Origin of the sequence: Streptomyces sp. MA5143a (genome assembly GCF_900290235.1) — a bacterium.
Lineage (GTDB): Bacteria > Actinomycetota > Actinomycetes > Streptomycetales > Streptomycetaceae > Streptomyces.
The window spans coordinates 104,857-120,487 of the sequence record NZ_OLMK01000010.1 but is presented as its reverse complement, the minus strand read 5'-3'; the positions used below and the strand labels follow the sequence as shown (position 1 = coordinate 120,487).

The window sequence follows — 15,631 nt, the reverse complement described above, 5'->3', positions numbered from 1 at the left end:
CGGGGTGGTTGACAGGTACAAGTGTCGCGGGTGAGAGTCCCGTTGATGATGATCGACGACCTCACCCCGGCCGAGCGACGCGTCTGGGAGGCCTTTCCCCGGGGTGTCTCGGTGGATTTCGGCGCCGCCGAGGACGGGTCCACCGACGACAGGGCGGAGAACGGGGCCGACGGGGGTCCCGGGAGGGCCGTGCGGGCGGCGGTGCTGCGGGCGCTGCTCCTCACCGCGCCCCGCGAGGAGGGCGAGGTCGCCGCGCTCAAGATCTCGGGGGCCCGGATCACCGGCACGCTGGACCTGAAGTACGCGACGGTCGACAGCGTCGTACGGCTCAGCGGCTGCCACTTCGAGGAGGTCCCTGATCTCTCCGGCGCGCAGTTCGCCTACCTCAACCTCACCGGCTCCGTGCTGCCGGGACTGCGGTCGGCCCGGGTCCGGGTCGACGGCGGGCTGCGGCTCACGCGCTGCCGGTTCGGGGGCCCGGTGAAGCTGACGGGGGCGCAGATCTCCGGGACCCTGTTCATGGAGCGGGCCGAGTTCACCGCGCAGGACGGCGACGAGCCGGCGCTGCGGCTGAACCAGGTCGAGATCGGGGAGGAGTTGTGCGCTCCCGGACTGCGGGCGCGGGGTGAGGTCAGGCTCGCCGGCGCCCGGATCGCCGGATCGGTCGACCTCAACGACGCCCGCCTGGACCGGCCGGACGGCGTCGCGCTCACCGCCGAGACGCTCACCGCCGAGGCCGACGTCGAACTGCGCCGCGCCCAGGTGCGGGGCCGGGTCGAGATGCGCGGCGCCCGCGTCGCGGGGCGTCTGGACCTGTCGTACGCGCGTCTGGCGCACCCCGGCGGCACGGCGTTACGGGCCAGCAGTTGTGTCGTCGGTGAACTGTGGCTGCGCGGCGGCCCCCGGATGGAGGGCGTGCTCAACCTCCGCCGCTCGCAGATCGAGGTCCTGCTCATGGAACCCGACGTGGTGCCCGCGCGGGTACGCCTCAACGACCTGACCTACACCTCGCTCCTGCCGCATCTCCCGGCGCCGCGGCGGTTGCCGATGCCGGCGCGGGACGACGACGGGTTCGTCCCCCACTCCTACGAGCAGCTGACCGCCGCGTACCGCCGCATCGGCGACGACGACGCGGCCCGCCTGGTGCAGCTCGCCAAGCAGCGCCGGCGCCGGGCCACCCTCCCCTGGTACGGGCGGCTGTGGGGCCTCGTCCAGGACGCGACCGTCGGCTACGGGTTCCGTCCGCTGCGCGCGGCCGTCTGGCTGCTGTCCCTGCTGGCGGTGGGCTCGGTGGCGTACGCCCTGCACCCGCCGGAGCCCCTGAAGGCCGACGAGGCGCCGACGTTCAACGCGGTCTTCTACACCCTCGACCTGCTGCTGCCGATCATCGACTTCGGCCAGGAACGGGCCTACGCGCCCGAGGGCGGGGGGCAGTGGCTGTCGTACGTCCTCGTCATCACGGGCTGGATCCTGGCGACGACGGTGGTCACGGGTGTGACGCGCACCGTCAGCCGCCAGTGAGCGGACGTCGGTCCTGCGGACGATCCCGCACCGCATCGTTCGACGGACAGCGACGCGAGGAGCGTCCCGGTCCGGTGGTCGTTCGACGCGTCATCCGACGGGGCGCCGGCCGTGCTGGGCGGCGAGGCGTACGGGCGCGTTCGGGGCTCCGTAGCCCCGGTAGTCGCCGTCGCGCTGAACGAGTTCGAAGAAGACGCGGCCGACGGTCTCGGTGTAGCAGTGGCGGAAGACGCCGTCCGCGTCGCGGTCGTAGAGGATGCCGAGTTCGCGGTACGTCTCCAACTCGCCGTCGGCGAACTCGAAGCGGGCGGCCAGGTCGTCGTGGTAGTTGGCGGGGACGGCCAGCAGCCGGCCCCCGGCGGCACGGAAGGCGCGGGCCGCGGCGACCACGTCGTCCGTGGTGAGGGCGATGTGCTGGGCCCGGCCGGAGTCGTCCGTGGGGGCCGGGCCGACGCTCAGGGCGATCCGGACACTGCCGTCGGCGTTGCTGACGGGGCGGCTGCGGAACAGGCCGTAGGGATCGGCGACGTCCACGCTCTCGCGGGCGGGCAGACCGAGGACGGTCCGGTGGAAGAGGGCCGCCTCGTCGAACTGGTGCCAGGGCTGGGTGAGCGCGAGGTGGTCCACCCGCTTCAGGTGGCGGGCGGGTTCCGTGTGCGGCACGGGACGGAAGTCGTCGGTCCAGCTGGGGAGTTCGGGGCGGTCGGTGGCGCAGAAGAAGAGTTCGGTGCCGTCGGGGGCGGCGACCGCGTCGAGGGCGACGTCCTGCGGGGCGCGGCGCCGGGGCAGCACCGGGGCGAGCAGGGCCTCCGCGCGGCGGGCGGCTCCCGCCGGGTCGGGTGACTCCAGGCCGATCGCGGCGAGTTGGGTGCCGTCGCGGCGGGCCGCCGGGCCGGTGTTGACCAGGACCCGTGCCTCGCCCTGGCGCCACAGGTCCACCGGCTTGCTGCGGTGGCGGGCGGTGCGGGCGAAGCCGAGGGCGCCGAGCAGGGCGGCCACGGGCTCGGCGTCGGGGGTGACGAGTTCGGTGAACGCGACGCCGGTGGGCACCACGGGCTCCGGCAGCGCGGCCAGACCGGTCGCCTCCTGGAGCATCAGCAGGGAGCGGTGGGCGTCGACGGCGGTGGGGCCCGCCTCGGCCTGCCGGAACACGTCGTTGAAGACCTCCAGGGACAGCGGGCCCTGGTATCCGGCGGCCCGCACATGCCGGACGAGGCCCGCGAGGTCGAAGCCGCCCTGACCGGGGAAGCAGCGGTAGTGGCGGCTCCACTGGAGCACGTCCATCGCCATCAGCGGGGCGTCCGCCAGTTGCAGGAAGAAGATCTTCTCGCCGGGGATGTCCTCGATGCCCTTGGGGTCGGAGCCCCGGGCGAGGATGTGGAAGCTGTCGAGGCAGGTGCCGAGCGCGGGGTGGTCGGCGGCCTCGACGACGCGCCACGCGTGGTCGTACGTGCTGACGTGCCGTCCCCAGGCCAGCGCCTCATAGGCGACGCGGATCCCGAAGTCCTGGGCGAGGTCGGCGAGCCGGTGCAGCTGGGCGGCGGCGAGGGCGTCGTCGTCCTCGGCGAGCGGATGGACGCTGGAGCACACCAGGACCGTGTCCGCGCCGAGCCGCCGCATCAGCTCGAACTTGTGCTGGGCCCGCCGCAGGTTCCGGTCGAACTCGTCCGCCGGCACGGCCTCGATGTCCCGCATCGGCTGGTACAGGTCGATGGTGAGGCCCAGGTCCGCGCACCGGGCCCGGATCTCCTCCGGGGAGAGCGGGCTGGCCAGCAGATCGTTCTCGAAGATCTCCACCCCGTCGAAGCCGGCCCGCGCGGCGGCCGTGAGCTTCTCGGTGAGGGACCCGCTGAGGGAGACGGTGGCGATGGCTGTGCGCATGGAGCTGCTCCTCTGATTCCAGCTGTGCTGCCGACGACGGGTGAGGCCGGCTGGGCCGCCGGCGACCGGGACGGTCCCCTCGGGACGCGTCGAGGGGGCTATCGCGCGGCCTCCGCGACGCCGGCCAGCTCGGCGATGTCGGCGAGCATGCGGGTCGCGTCCGCCTCCCTCCCCGTGAACAGGCGGAACGCGTCCGCCGCCTGGAACACCGCCATCCCTCCCCCGTCCAGCGTGGCGCACCCGAGGGCGCGGGCCGTGCGCAGCAGCTCCGTCTCCAGCGGGCGGTACACCACCTCGGCCACCCACAGCCCCGGGTGCAGCAGCTCCGCGGCGAAGGGCAGGCCGGGGTGCGCGGCCATCCCGGTCGGCGTCGCGTGCACCACCCCGTCGGCCCGGCCGAGCAGCGCCGGCAACGCGTCCGGTGTCGCGGCGGCCGCGCGCCCCGCGCCGAAGTGCCGGTCGAGGGCGGTGGCGAGGCCGGCCGCGCGGTCGGCCATCGCGTCGACGACGGTGACGTGTTCCGCGCCGAGGGTGAGCATGGCGTGGGCGACGGCCGCACCGGCGCCGCCGGCGCCCAGCTGCACGACCTTCTCCAGCGGGACGTCGGGCAGTCCACGGGCGAAGGACGCGGCGAAGCCGGTGACGTCCGTGTTGTGGCCGATGGCCCGGCCGTCCTCGAAGACCACGGTGTTGACGGCGCCGAGCGCGGCGGCCCCCGGCGCGAGCGCGTCGAGATGCTCGATGACGAGCTGCTTGCAGGGGTGGGTGATGTTCAGCCCGTCGAAGCCGAGGTCCCGGGCGGCGCGCACCAGGTCCCCCACCGCCTCGGGGCCGACCCCGACGCGGTCGAGGTCGATGAGCCGGTACAGGTACCGCAGCCCCTGCCGGTCCGCCTCCCGCTCGTGCAGCGCGGGGCTGAGCGAGGGCCCGATGCCGGAGCCGATGAGGCCGACGAGATACGCGTCACGCTTCGGGGCGGGGGTCGAGACCTGGGGCACGGCGGGGCCTCCTGAGCGGCTCACTAATGTACGAACTAGTACGTTAGTCATAGCACCCCGGAGCGGCCTGGGGAAGCCCTCTTCTACAATCGCGGTCACTGGCCCCTTGCCCGAAGGAACGCGATGACCAGCGTCGAAGAACCGGCACGACCGAACGGGCGCATCCGTGACGCGGCCCGCACCAGGGCCGAGATCCTCGACGTCGCGACCAAGGAGTTCGCCCGCTCCGGCTTCGCGGGGGCCCGGGTCGACGAGATCGCCGCCCGCACCCGCACCACCAAGCGGATGATCTACTACTACTTCGGCGGCAAGGAGCAGCTGTTCACGGCCGTGCTGGAGCGGGCGTACTCCGTGATCCGGCAGGCGGAGCAGGAGCTGGACGTCGAGCATCTGGACCCGGTCGCCGCCATCCGGCGCCTGGCCGAGGTCACCTTCGACCACCACGAACGGCACCCGGACTTCATCCGTCTGGTCAGCATCGAGAACATCCACGAGGCCGAGCACATCGCCGCCTCCGAGAAGCTGGGCAGGATCGGTTCGCCGGCGCTGGACGTGATCCGCCGCATCCTGGAGTCGGGGCAGCGGTCCGGCCTGTTCACGGCCGATGTCGACGCCGTCGACCTGCACGCGATGATCAGCTCCTTCTGCTTCTTCCGGGTCTCCAACCGGCACACCTTCGGTGCCCTCTTCGGCCGCGACCTGGTCGCCCCCGACCTGCGCGAGCACTACCGCAAGATGCTCGGCGACATGGTGATCGCGTATCTGACGGCGGACCGCGCGACGGACTGACGACAAAACCGCGCGACGGACCGGCGACGGCGCCCCGACCCGCTCCGGGCCGGGAGGTTCGTTCGGCGCCACCCCTTGACACCCGGGAAACGTGGGCGCAACATCCGTAGCCAACCGCTACTAACTATCCAGTGCGTTAATTAGTCGGGTAGCACCCGGCGTGGCCGCCCCAGCACCCCAGGGGACCCGGCCCCCTCCCCCACGTCGCGCACCGCATCATCCCGCCCAGCCCTGCGCAGCCCTGTCTTGCCCTGCCTTGCCTTCCTCCGCTTCACTCCCTCCCATGGGGGAGATCCCTCGAAGGAGCACGCCGTGTCCGTCCCCGCCGCACCTCCCGGCCAGCCCAGGAAGGCCGCCACGGCCGCCTGGATCGGCAGCGCCCTGGAGTACTACGACTTCTTCATCTACGGCAGCGCCGCCGCCCTGATCTTCCCTACGGTCTTCTTCGACGAGTCCGACCCGGCGACCGCGACCCTGCTGTCCCTGGCCACCTTCGGTGTCGCGTACGCGGCGCGGCCGATCGGCGCGCTCTTCCTCGGTCACTTCGGGGACCGGCTGGGCCGCAAGAAGATCATGGTCTTCACGCTGATCCTGATGGGTCTGTCGACGTTCCTCATCGGCTGCCTGCCCACCCGTGACCAGGTCGGCACCCTCGCCCCGGTCCTGCTGGTGGTCTGCCGGGTCCTCCAGGGCATCTCGGCGGCGGGCGAGCAGGCCAGCGCCAACTCCATGACGCTGGAACACGCGCCGGAGGACCGGCGCGGCTTCTTCACCAGCTTCACCCTGAGCGGCACCCAGGGCGGTCAGCTGCTCGCGACCCTGGTCTTCATCCCGATCGCCGCGCTCCCCGAGGACCAGCTGCTGTCCTGGGGCTGGCGCGTCCCGTTCTGGATGAGCATCGCGGTGGCCGTCGTCGGCTACGTCATCCGCCGCACGCTGGACGAGACACCGGCGTTCACCCGGCAGCAGACCGCCTCCGAGGGGGTCGCGAAGCTGCCGCTCGCCGTGCTGATGCGCGAGCACTGGGCGGACGTGCTGCGGGTGATCGCGGGCGCGCTGGTCGCCTCGGTCTCGACGATCTTCACCGTGTGGGCGCTGGCCTACGGCACGAGCGAGTCGGTCGGTCTGTCGCGTTCCTCGATGCTGTGGGTGGGCGCGCTGGCCAATCTGGTCGCGCTCGCCGCGATCCCGCTGTGGGCGACGCTCTCCGACCGTGTGGGCCGCCGCCCGGTGTTCCTGATCGGCGCGGCCGGCAGCGCGGTGATGATGTTCGTCTACCTGTGGGCGATCTCCACCGGCGCCTACCCGCTGGTCCTCGTCCTCGGCATCGTCACCTTCGGTGTCGTCTACAGCGCCGCGAACGGCATCTGGCCCTCCTTCTACGGCGAGATGTTCTCCACCAGGGTCCGGCTGTCCGGCATGGCCATCGGCACCCAGATCGGCTTCGCGGTCGCCGGTTTCGCCGTCACCTTCGCCGCGCAGATCGCCGGTCCCGACGGGGACGACTGGTTCGCGGTGGCGCTGTTCACCGCGGCGCTCTGCGTGCCGCCGGTGCTCGCGGCCCTCACCGCCCGCGAGACCCACAAGGTCCCGACCGAACTCCTCGGCGTCCGCGCCGCCGACGCGACGCACGACCGGGAGCGGGTCGCGGCCTGACCTCCCCGTCCCTGATCGCGGGCCCCGAGCACCGGTGGTGTTCGGGGCCCTGTCCGCGTCCCCCGCTCCGCGTCGGGCGCCCGGCGGCTCGCCGTCCGGCGAGTGGGGTACCCCGCCGCGAGGGTCCGCGCAGGTCGGAGGGATGATGACGCCGGCGCCACGATCACGCGGGCCGGCCGGGGGTGGGGGATGCGGAGCGAGAAGTCGCGCAAGGGCGTGTTGATCGGCGTGGTCGCCGGGGTGGGGTGCCTGCTGGTGGCCCCTGTCCTGCTGATCGTCGGGGCCCTCACGCTGATGCTCCTGGGCCGGGCGCTGGCTCCGCTCCCGATCCCCGACGGCGAGGCGCTCGCGCTGCGGGACGAGCAGATCCTCGGCACATGGCGGGACGACTCCGGCGGCCTGCTGGTGCTGCGCGAGGACGGGACGTTCACCTCGGACGGGGTGTGCGGCGACTTCAAGGGCGACGACCTCGCCGCCACCGCGGCACCGGACCCCGGCAGCGGCACCTGGGAGCACCGCGAGTCGGAGGAGACCGAGACGGACACACCCATGTCGGAGGTCCACCTCACCTTCACGCCCAGCGAGGTCTGGACGCGGTACGAGGCGCGGGGGACGTCCCGGAAGGCCGTCCTGTGGGCGTTCGTCGGCGATCCCGACTCCGGGGACGTGTGCGTGCTCGACAAGGTCCGCGGGACCGCCGGATGACAGCTCAGCGCTTGGGGACGCCGTACGCCCGCTCCACGCGCAGCCGCAGCACGAGCCGGCGGTCGCGGACCATCGCCGCGCGGTAGTCGTCCCAGTCGGGGTGCTCGCCCCCCACGTCCCGGTACAGCCGGACCAGTTCCTCGACGGTCTCGTCGTAGGGGTCCTCGGCCACCGGGGTGAGGTCGGCGGTGCCCTCGACGACCGTGTAGGCCCAGCGGTCGGCGCTGGTCACGTGGTACGAGACGCGGGGGTCGCGGCGCATGTTGCGGGTCTTGGCGCGCCCGTCGGTGATCGAGACCCTGATCGTCCGCTCGTCGGGGTCGTAGGCGTGGTTGACGTTCGAGAGCTGGGGGCGGCCGTCCGCCTTGAGGGTGACCAGCACCCCGCCGTCGAGCTCGGAGACCAGCCCGAGCAGGGCGTTCTGTACGGCGTCCGTGTCAAAAGTGTCCGAGGCCATGCCCAATCAACGTGCCGGAGGTGGCTCGCGATTCCCCGATCCGCCGCGCACGTCGCAGCACGGCCGTTGGTAGACACTGTCTACTGCCGTGCGGTAGACAGTGTCTATGAGTGAACGGAACGCCGGGCTCAGGACCCGGCTCGTGGATGTCGGGGTCGAGTTGGTGACGACCGAGGGTGTGCAGGCGCTGTCGCTGCGGGAGATCGCGCGGCGGGCGGGGGTGTCGCACGGGGCGCCGCGCCGGTACTTCCCGACGCATCTGGAGCTGCTGTCGGCCATCGCGCGCCGGGGCTTCGAGGACCTCGCGGCCAGGGGCGCGGCTGCCGTCGGCGACGGCACCGAGAGCCCCCGGCGGCAGGTGGCGACGCTGGGCCGGGTGTACCTCGACTTCGCGCTCACCCACCGGGGCATGCACGAGCTGATGTTCCGTCACGATCTGCTGGAGAGCAACACGTTGGGACTGCGGGAGGCCAGCCTCCCGGTGTTCGGCCTGCTCGTGGACCTCGTGGGCCGGGCCCGGCCGGGCGTCGACGCCCGGCTCGTCGCCGGGGCGCTCCTGGCGAACCTGTACGGCATCGCCCAGCTGTGGACCTGGGGCAGCCTCCAACTCATCACGGGCACGGACGACTTCACCCCCCTGCTCGACGCGGCACTCGACGCGCATCTCGGGAGTGAGGACCGATGACCGCGGTGACCCGGGAGGCCGGCGCGGACGAACGGCCGGCCGTGCCCGTGCCGTACCGCCGGCTGACGCTCGCGAACAGCGTGCTCGGCGCGGTGATCGTCGCCCTCGACGGGACCGTGCTGACGATCGCCCAGCCCACCCTGCGCCGGGATCTGGACGCCTCCTTCGCCGAGGTCCAGTGGACCAGCACCGCCTATCTGATCGCGGTGGCGAGCCTGCTGGTCTTCGCGGGGCGGCTCGGTGACCGGTTCGGACACCAACGGGTCTTCGCCTGGGGTGTGTTGGGGTTCGGCGCGGCCTCGGCGGGCATCGGCCTCGCGCCCGGCGTGGGCTGGGTGATCGCGCTGCGGGTCGTCCAGGGGGTGTTCGGGGCGCTGCTGCAACCGGCCACGCTCGGGATGCTGCGGGCCGCGTTCCCGCCCGACCGGCTGGGCATGCCGGTGGCGCTGCGGACGAGCGCCATCGGGGTGGCCGCCGCGACCGGCCCGCTGGTGGGCGGGGTGCTGGTGACGGAGCTGGGCTGGCGCGCGGTGTTCTTCCTGAACGTGCCACCGGCGCTGGTCATGGGCCTGCTGGCGCTCGCGGTCCGTGCGCCCCGAGCAGCGCGCGGCGTGCCCGTCGGGGGCCTCGACACCCGTGGCGCGGCCCTGCTCGCCGTGGCGCTCGCGGCGCTCGTGCACACCCTGGTCGGGATCCCGGGGCACGGCTGGACGGTGCCCGGTGTGCTCGGTCTGCTCGTGGCCGGCGCCGCGGCCGCTGCTCTCGTGCGGCACGAACGGCGGGCGCCCGACCCGTTGCTGCCGCCCGCCGTGCTCGGCTCGGCGACGGCGGGCGCGGCACTCGGGGTGCTGGTGACCGCGTCGGCGGCGATGATGGGCGCGCTGTTCGTCGGCAGCCATCTCTTGCAGGACGTGCTCGGCATGGACCCGCTGCGCACCAGCCTCGTCGCGCTGCCCGGCGGCGTGATGATGATCCTCGGCGCCCCGCTCTCGGCGGTGCTGCTGCGCCGGTGGGGCGCCCGTCCGACGGCCCTGACCGGGACCCTGCTGCTCACCGCCGGGGTGCTGGTGCTGTCGGCGGTCGGGCCGGGCTCGCCGACGGCGGTGACCAGCGGCGGCTTCCTGCTCCTGGGCGCCGGGTTCGGCGCGGTGATGGTGACGGCCACCGCGGTCGTCGTACGGGACGCTCCGCCGGAGGCGGCGGGGGTGGTGGGCGGCCTCCAGCAGACCGCGATGAACATCGGGCCGACGCTCGGCGTGGCCGCCGCCGCGACGCTCCTGCCGCTCGCCGCGGGGCCCGCGTTATGGCTGCTGGCCGGCCTGTCGGCGCTGGGAGCGCCACTCGCCGGACGAATGCCCCGACCCGCCCGTTCTCCGAGGGATGGATCGCGATCGGTACGGAACGATGAAGACAAGGACGTCTGTGAGCCGTGACCGGGCCACCGGAGGAGAAGCACCATGGAACGACTGCGCCGACAGATCGAGCCGCGCGAGGCCGGCCTCGACCCGAAGACCCTGGCCCGCCTCGACGAGTACCTCGGCCGTCAGGTCGACGACGGCCGGCTGCCCGGTTATCTGCTCTCCGTCGCCCGGCACGGCCGCGTCGCCCACCTCACGACGTACGGCCGGCGCGACGTGGACGCGGGGCTGCCCGTCGAGACCGACACGTTGTGGCGGGTCTACTCGATGACGAAGCCGGTCACCTCGGTGGCCGCGCTGATACTGGTCGAAGAGGGGCGGCTGTCCCTCACGGACCCGGTCTCCCGCCATCTGCCGGAGTTCGCCGAGCCCCGGGTGTACGAGTCCGGTGAGGGTGCCGCGATGCGGACCCGGCCGGCGCGGCAGCCGATCCTCGTCCGGCATCTGATGACCCACACCTCGGGCCTGACGTTCGGCTTCTACTACGACCACCCGGTGGACGCGCTCTACCGGGAGGCGGGCCTGGAGCACTCGGTCCGGCCGGGCGCCGACCTCGCCCAGACCTGCGCGGAGTACGCGCGCCTGCCCCTGCAGTTCGAGCCGGGCACGCAGTGGAACTACTCCGTCGCCAGCAACGTCCTCGGCCGGATCGTCGAGGTCGTGTCGGGGCAGTCCCTCGACGCGTTCTTCGCCGAGCGGATCCTCGGCCCGCTGGGGATGACCGACGCGGGTTTCCAGGTCTCCCCCGACCAGGCCGGGCGGCTGGCCCAGCTGTACGGCGAGCAGGAGGACGGCTCGATCGCCCCGGTACCGGGGCTGCCCCTGCACGGCCGGCCCCGCTTCCTGTCCGGCAGCGGCGGGATGGTCGCCACGGCCCGTGACTACCACCGCTTCGCGGAGTTCCTGCGCCGCCGCGGCGAACTCGACGGGGTCCGCCTGCTGGCCCCCGAGTCCGTCGACACGATGGCCTCCAACCAGCTGCCGGGCGGCGTCGACATCCACACCTACGGCAGCGGCTTCCACCAGCTGCCGGGGAACGCGGGCGTCGGCTTCGGCCTCGGCGTCTCCGTCGTCATCGACCCCGAGGCCACCGAGAGCCCCTCCTCCCTCGGCACCTTCGGCTGGACCGGCGCCGCCACCACGATCTTCTGGGTGGACCCCCGCCGCGACCTGACCGTCCAGTTCATGACCCAGGTACGCCGCCGTTCGTCGTTCTCGGTCTACCCGGACCTGAAGCGCCTGCTCCACGAGGCGGTGGTGGACTGAACCGGCGGCCCCCTTCACTCCTCAGCCCTCCACCCGCAACGCGAACTCCACCCCGTCCTCGGCCAGTTCCCTGAGCCATGACTCCGAGCGTTCCGGCGTCTCCGCCGCGCGGAGGAGGCCCGGGGGCAGGGAGGCGTCGAGGATGTGGGTGACGCCGAGAGCCAGGGGGCGGGAGACGCAGCGGGCCATGGCGCTCTCCTCGGCCGTGCCGGTCAGGTCGAGGAGGTAGCGGCCCGACCAGCGGTCACCGGAGCCGGCGTCGACATCGAGGGTCACGGCCAGGACGACCCGGTCCCGGTCCGCCTCCGTCATCGGGTGCAGCGCGGCGAGTTCGGCGGCCAGGGCGGCGATGCGGACGTCGTCGTCGCGTTCCAGTTCCGCGAAGACCGGGGCCCAGGCGGTGAGCCAGCCGTCGAGGCGGAGGGTGCCGCGGACGAACGTGCGGGGTTTCCACCCCGCCGGGAGGCCGTACTGGGCGAGGAAGGGCACGCTGTCGCGGTTGGGGTAGGCCTCGAAGGTCTCGCCGTCGACGACGTACGGACGGGTCGCCCGCCAGGGGCGCCCCGCTGTCGTCTCCGTGCCGTCCTCGATGTAGCGGGCCGGTGCGCGCAGGGCGTTCAGGACTCCGGCGGGCGCCCAGCTGAAGCGGTACCGGAAGTCGTTCGGCACGGCCGGGACACCGCCGCAGTACGAGGTCAGGGTGTACGAGGCGGCCGTGCCGGGCCCGATCGCCGCGGTCGCCCGGGCGATCAGACTGTGGGCGAAGAGGTGGTCGATGCCGGGGTCGAGGCCCGCCTCGGTGAGGACGGTGACGCCCGCCGCCCGCGCCGCCGGCGCCCGTTCCAGGACCGCGTCCGAGACATAGCTGGAGCAGGCGAAGTGGGCCCGCGCCTCGACGCACGCCGCGAGCAGCGGCCCGTGCTCCGGAGCCGGGAGCATCGAGACGACCACGTCGCCGGGGGCCAGTTCGGCCGCGAGCGCCGCGCGCGTGTACGCGCGGGGCTCGGCGCGGCCCGCGAGGCCGAGGGCGGCCAGGGCCTCCTCGGCGCGCTCCTCGGTGCGGTGCCACAGCCGAACCCGTGCGGCGGTGTCGCACAGCTTCGCCAGGCCGCTGCCCGTGGAGAGGCCGGCACCGACCCAGTGGACGGTGCCGCTCGCGGGGACCGCGTCATCAGTCATCCGGCAACTCCCGTGTGGTCAGGCCCAGTTCATGGGACGCGTGGCGGAACCGGTCCAGGCAGCGGCCCCACGCGCCACCGGTCCGGAAGTCCAGCAGCTGCGGCAGCAGCGCGGCGGAGAAGTCGGTGCTCGCCTCGCGGGGCAGCAGGGAGGGCAGGTTGTCGATCGCGATCAGGTCGAGGGGCGGGTGCTCGCGCAGACGGCGGACCGGGTGGTCCCAGTCGGTGGTGGCGTCGTAGACCGGCAGGACGTTCATGGGTGAGCCGACGTCGACGGTGACGTCGGCGAGGGTGCGCAGCCGGCGGTCCGGTGCGTCGAGGTCCTTGTCCGTGAGGAACGGCGGCACCGGGCTCGTCGTCAGCACGGTGTTGACCATCAGGTCATGGGCGAGCAGGGCGCCCTTGTCGAGGGCGCGGGTCTCGGCCACGTCCCAGCAGGTGGGCTCCACCCCGGCCTCGTCGAGCGCGGCCCGCGCACCGCTGCCGCTGCGGCCCAGGGCGCCGATCACCAGCGCGGTCAGGTCGCCCTCGCAGGCGCGCAGCCGGGCCTCCATCTCCTCCTTGGCCATGGGCACCAGCGGCGTCCGAAGACCGCCCCGGTGGTGCAGTACCGCGAGGGCCGCGCCGAGGTAGCCGGCCCAGAAGCCGAACGCGGCGAGCCTGCGGCCCTGGTCGTCCACCAGGTACTCCAGGTCCAGCAGCGCCCCGCCCCCGGCGGCGAACCTCCGCAGCAGCGTCTCGGCGCCGGGCTGCCCCTTGTAGGCGTGCCCGAAGAAGATGTGCCGGTGGGTGAGTTCGGCGGGTTCGTCGGGGAGTTCCTTCAGACCCACGATCACCGCGTCGGACGGGGCCTGCGGCCAGCGGCCCGGCTCGGTGACCCCGCAGCCCGCCTCCTCGTACGCCTCCGTCGGGAAGATCCGTTGCGGGGAGTCCTCGACGGTGATCCGTACGCCGCTCTCGACGAGCCGCCGGGCGTCGGACGGGACGATCGGGGTGCGGCGTTCGGTGGTACGGGTCTCGTGGCGGAGCCACAAGTGGCGATCGGTCATACGAGGTTGGCCTCCGGGCGCAACGCGTCGGCCGTGAAGCGGTCGACGCTCAAGGGGCTGATGTCGACGAAGGGTACGCGGCCGAGGTACAGGTCACGGACCACCTCGCCGACCGCCGGCCCCTGGAGGAACCCGTGGCCGGAGAAGCCGGTGGCGTAGAGGAAGCGGGAGCATGAACCGGCCTCGCCGATCAGGGCGTTGTGGTCCGGGGTGATCTCGTACAGGCCCGCCCAGCCGCCCGTGCGGCGCAGGTCCAGCAGGGAGGGGGCGCGGTGGCGCATGGCCTCGTAGAGACGGGGGATCCAGCGGTCGTGGGTGTCGGTGGCGAAGCCGGGCCGTTCGTCGGGGTCGGACATGCCGACGAGGAGACCGGGGCCCTCGCTGTGGAAGTAGAGACTGCTGGTGAAGTCGATCGTCATGGGCAGGTCCGGCGGCAGGCCCGGCACCGGTTCGGTGACCGCGATCTGCCGACGCAGCGGCTCCACCGGGAGGTCCACGCCGACCATGGCGCCGACGGAGCGGGACCAGGCGCCGGCCGCGCACACCACGGTGTCGGTGACGATGCGGCCCTTGCCGGTGACCACCGCGGTGATGGTGTCCCGCCAGGTCTCGATGCCGAGGACCTCGCAGTTGCGCAGGACGGTCGCGCCGTGGCGGCGGGCACCCGAGGCGTAGCCGTGGACCACGGACTCGGGGGTGCAGTGCCCGTCGTCGGGCGAGAACGCGGCGGCGAGCAGCCCGTCGGTGCTGATCAGCGGGGAGAGCCGCTGGGCCTCGGCGGGGTCGATCAGGCGGCTGGGCACGCCCAGGTCGTTCTGCAGTTGTACGCCGGCCTCGAACTGGGCGACCTCGTCGGGCGTCGACAGCAGGAAGAGGTAGCCGACCCGGTGGAGGCCGATGTCGTGGCCCAGGTCCTGTCCGAACCGGCCGAACGCCTCCAGGCTGCGGGCGCCGAGCTGGATGTTCAGTTCGTCGGAGAACTGTGCGCGTACGCCGCCGGCGGCCCGTGCGGTGGAGCCGGAGGCGAGTTCGTCCCGTTCGACGAGGACGACGTCGTCCACTCCTGCGGCGGCGAGATGGTAGGCGATGCTCGTGCCGATGACACCGCCGCCTATGACGACGACCCGTGCGCTGCGGATCACGTACGCGGCTCCCTTCGTCCGGTCGTGGTCGGTTCACCCGACGGAGTCAGGTCTTCCACCACAGGCGAACGTTCATGCGGTGCGGCAGCGGAGTCGGTCCGGGGGCGCGCCGTGCGCACCGCCCCGCCAAAACGTTACGGCGGGCGCGGCGGCCGGTGTCGGACGATCCGATGACGGCCGCCGCGCGACCCCGTGCGACGTGCGGGAACGCGTGGTGCGGCGCTCAGGAGGAGTGGACCACCGCGTCCAGGTGGGGCAGGTAGTGGTCCAGCCGCTCGCGCTTGGTGCGCAGGTAGGTGATGTTGTCCTCGCAGGGCGTGATCAGCAGCGGCACCTGCTCGGAGACCTGGATGCCGTGGCGCAGCAGCGCCTCCCGCTTGCGCGGGTTGTTCGACATCAGCCGCACGGACCGTACACCGAGGTCGTGCAGCATCTCGGCCGCCACCCGGTAGTCGCGGGCGTCCACCGGCAGGCCGAGGGCGATGTTCGCCTCGACGGTGTCCAGACCCTCGGCCTGGAGCTTCATCGCCTGGAGCTTGGCGAGCAGCCCGATGCCGCGCCCCTCGTGGCCGCGCAGGTAGACGAGGACGCCCCGGCCCTCCGCGACGATGGCGCGCAGCGCGCTGTCGAGCTGCTCCCCGCATTCGCAGTGCTGGGAGCCGAACGCGTCACCGGTCAGGCACTCCGAGTGCAGCCGGACGAGTATGTTCTCGCCGCCGCTGATGTCGCCGTACACCAGCGCCACTTGTTCCTCGCCGCGATCCTGGTCGAGATAACCTACGGCCTCGAAGTCGCCGTACGTCGTGGGCAGCGGTGCATTGACCACGCGGACGGCACCGGAGGACTGGGCGTGAGCGCCGAGTACGCCAACATTTTCTGTCATGAT

At 72.9% G+C, this 15,631-nt stretch carries 14 protein-coding genes; 7 read left to right on the top strand and 7 right to left on the bottom strand.

Annotated elements, in window-relative coordinates:
* Nucleotides 1-45 precede the first annotated feature (45 nt).
* On the top strand, nt 46-1,521 hold the full coding sequence (locus tag SMA5143A_RS04910; RefSeq protein WP_107461684.1) for a pentapeptide repeat-containing protein: 1,476 nt from the start codon (nt 46-48) through the stop codon (nt 1,519-1,521).
* A 90-nt stretch (nt 1,522-1,611) separates the two neighbouring features.
* Here the strand turns inward: SMA5143A_RS04910 and SMA5143A_RS04905 are convergent, their stop codons facing one another.
* Both SMA5143A_RS04905 and SMA5143A_RS04900 read right to left on the bottom strand, forming a co-directional pair.
* Nucleotides 1,612-3,402, bottom strand: a complete 1,791-nt coding sequence (locus SMA5143A_RS04905) for a bifunctional sugar phosphate isomerase/epimerase/4-hydroxyphenylpyruvate dioxygenase family protein (RefSeq protein ID WP_107461683.1) — start codon at nt 3,400-3,402, stop codon at nt 1,612-1,614.
* A gap of 98 nt (nt 3,403-3,500) precedes the next feature.
* Complete coding sequence (locus SMA5143A_RS04900) at nt 3,501-4,400, bottom strand: shikimate dehydrogenase (protein ID WP_107461682.1); 900 nt, start codon at nt 4,398-4,400, stop codon at nt 3,501-3,503.
* Nucleotides 4,401-4,523: 123 nt separating this feature from the next.
* Between SMA5143A_RS04900 and SMA5143A_RS04895 the strand changes: the two genes are divergently transcribed.
* From SMA5143A_RS04895 to SMA5143A_RS04885, 3 genes are all read left to right on the top strand, one after another.
* The gene (locus SMA5143A_RS04895; protein WP_107461681.1) at nt 4,524-5,189 is read left to right on the top strand and encodes a TetR/AcrR family transcriptional regulator; all 666 of its coding nucleotides are present in this window, start codon (nt 4,524-4,526) and stop codon (nt 5,187-5,189) included.
* 312 nt (nt 5,190-5,501) lie between these two features.
* Nucleotides 5,502-6,845, top strand: a complete 1,344-nt coding sequence (locus SMA5143A_RS04890; protein ID WP_107461680.1) for an MFS transporter — start codon at nt 5,502-5,504, stop codon at nt 6,843-6,845.
* 189 nt (nt 6,846-7,034) lie between these two features.
* Complete coding sequence (locus SMA5143A_RS04885; RefSeq protein WP_107461679.1) at nt 7,035-7,550, top strand: hypothetical protein; 516 nt, start codon at nt 7,035-7,037, stop codon at nt 7,548-7,550.
* A 4-nt stretch (nt 7,551-7,554) separates the two neighbouring features.
* On the opposite strand, the gene SMA5143A_RS04880 is transcribed toward SMA5143A_RS04885, so the two are convergent.
* Nucleotides 7,555-8,007 (bottom strand): PPOX class F420-dependent oxidoreductase, encoded by a 453-nt coding sequence (locus SMA5143A_RS04880; protein ID WP_107461678.1) that lies wholly within the window; start codon nt 8,005-8,007, stop codon nt 7,555-7,557.
* A gap of 106 nt (nt 8,008-8,113) precedes the next feature.
* Between SMA5143A_RS04880 and SMA5143A_RS04875 the strand changes: the two genes are divergently transcribed.
* The 3 genes from SMA5143A_RS04875 to SMA5143A_RS04865 are packed head-to-tail and all read left to right on the top strand — an operon-like array spanning nt 8,114 to nt 11,376.
* A complete protein-coding gene (locus SMA5143A_RS04875; protein WP_107461677.1) occupies nt 8,114-8,692 on the top strand; it encodes a TetR/AcrR family transcriptional regulator in 579 nt (192 codons plus the stop codon).
* Nucleotides 8,689-10,125: an MFS transporter gene (locus SMA5143A_RS04870; RefSeq protein ID WP_107461676.1), complete on the top strand. Its 1,437-nt coding sequence runs from the start codon at nt 8,689-8,691 to the stop codon at nt 10,123-10,125. The genes SMA5143A_RS04875 and SMA5143A_RS04870 overlap by 4 nt, the downstream gene beginning before the upstream one ends.
* 24 nt (nt 10,126-10,149) lie before the next feature.
* Nucleotides 10,150-11,376, top strand: coding sequence for a serine hydrolase domain-containing protein (locus SMA5143A_RS04865; protein WP_107461675.1), 1,227 nt, complete (start codon nt 10,150-10,152; stop codon nt 11,374-11,376).
* Between the two features lie 21 nt (nt 11,377-11,397).
* Here the strand turns inward: SMA5143A_RS04865 and SMA5143A_RS04860 are convergent, their stop codons facing one another.
* From SMA5143A_RS04860 to ribA, 4 genes are all read right to left on the bottom strand, one after another.
* The gene (locus SMA5143A_RS04860; protein WP_107461674.1) at nt 11,398-12,555 is read right to left on the bottom strand and encodes a saccharopine dehydrogenase family protein; all 1,158 of its coding nucleotides are present in this window, start codon (nt 12,553-12,555) and stop codon (nt 11,398-11,400) included.
* Nucleotides 12,548-13,603, bottom strand: a complete 1,056-nt coding sequence (locus SMA5143A_RS04855; protein WP_107461673.1) for a saccharopine dehydrogenase — start codon at nt 13,601-13,603, stop codon at nt 12,548-12,550. Before SMA5143A_RS04855 ends, SMA5143A_RS04860 begins: the two co-directional genes overlap by 8 nt.
* The gene (locus tag SMA5143A_RS04850) at nt 13,600-14,745 is read right to left on the bottom strand and encodes an NAD(P)/FAD-dependent oxidoreductase (protein WP_107461672.1); all 1,146 of its coding nucleotides are present in this window, start codon (nt 14,743-14,745) and stop codon (nt 13,600-13,602) included. The genes SMA5143A_RS04855 and SMA5143A_RS04850 overlap by 4 nt, the downstream gene beginning before the upstream one ends.
* A gap of 223 nt (nt 14,746-14,968) precedes the next feature.
* Nucleotides 14,969-15,628 carry a GTP cyclohydrolase II gene (gene ribA, locus SMA5143A_RS04845; RefSeq protein ID WP_055519911.1) on the bottom strand — a complete coding sequence of 220 codons (660 nt, stop codon included), beginning with the start codon at nt 15,626-15,628 and terminating at the stop codon, nt 14,969-14,971.
* Between the last annotated feature and the right edge of the window lie 3 nt (nt 15,629-15,631).

Excerpts from the sequence above, each read along its gene's own strand:
- ribA (WP_055519911.1), bottom strand. The coding sequence starts at position 15,628 with ATGACAGAAAATGTTGGCGTACTCGGCGCTCACGCCCAGTCCTCCGGT.
- SMA5143A_RS04905 (WP_107461683.1), bottom strand. The coding sequence starts at position 3,402 with ATGCGCACAGCCATCGCCACCGTCTCCCTCAGCGGGTCCCTCACCGAG.
- SMA5143A_RS04880 (WP_107461678.1), bottom strand. The coding sequence starts at position 8,007 with ATGGCCTCGGACACTTTTGACACGGACGCCGTACAGAACGCCCTGCTC.
- SMA5143A_RS04855 (WP_107461673.1), bottom strand. The coding sequence starts at position 13,603 with ATGACCGATCGCCACTTGTGGCTCCGCCACGAGACCCGTACCACCGAA.
- SMA5143A_RS04895 (WP_107461681.1), top strand. The coding sequence starts at position 4,524 with ATGACCAGCGTCGAAGAACCGGCACGACCGAACGGGCGCATCCGTGAC.
- SMA5143A_RS04875 (WP_107461677.1), top strand. The coding sequence starts at position 8,114 with ATGAGTGAACGGAACGCCGGGCTCAGGACCCGGCTCGTGGATGTCGGG.
- SMA5143A_RS04885 (WP_107461679.1), top strand. The coding sequence starts at position 7,035 with ATGCGGAGCGAGAAGTCGCGCAAGGGCGTGTTGATCGGCGTGGTCGCC.
- SMA5143A_RS04860 (WP_107461674.1), bottom strand. The coding sequence starts at position 12,555 with ATGACTGATGACGCGGTCCCCGCGAGCGGCACCGTCCACTGGGTCGGT.
- SMA5143A_RS04910 (WP_107461684.1), top strand. The coding sequence starts at position 46 with ATGATGATCGACGACCTCACCCCGGCCGAGCGACGCGTCTGGGAGGCC.
- SMA5143A_RS04865 (WP_107461675.1), top strand. The coding sequence starts at position 10,150 with ATGGAACGACTGCGCCGACAGATCGAGCCGCGCGAGGCCGGCCTCGAC.
- SMA5143A_RS04870 (WP_107461676.1), top strand. The coding sequence starts at position 8,689 with ATGACCGCGGTGACCCGGGAGGCCGGCGCGGACGAACGGCCGGCCGTG.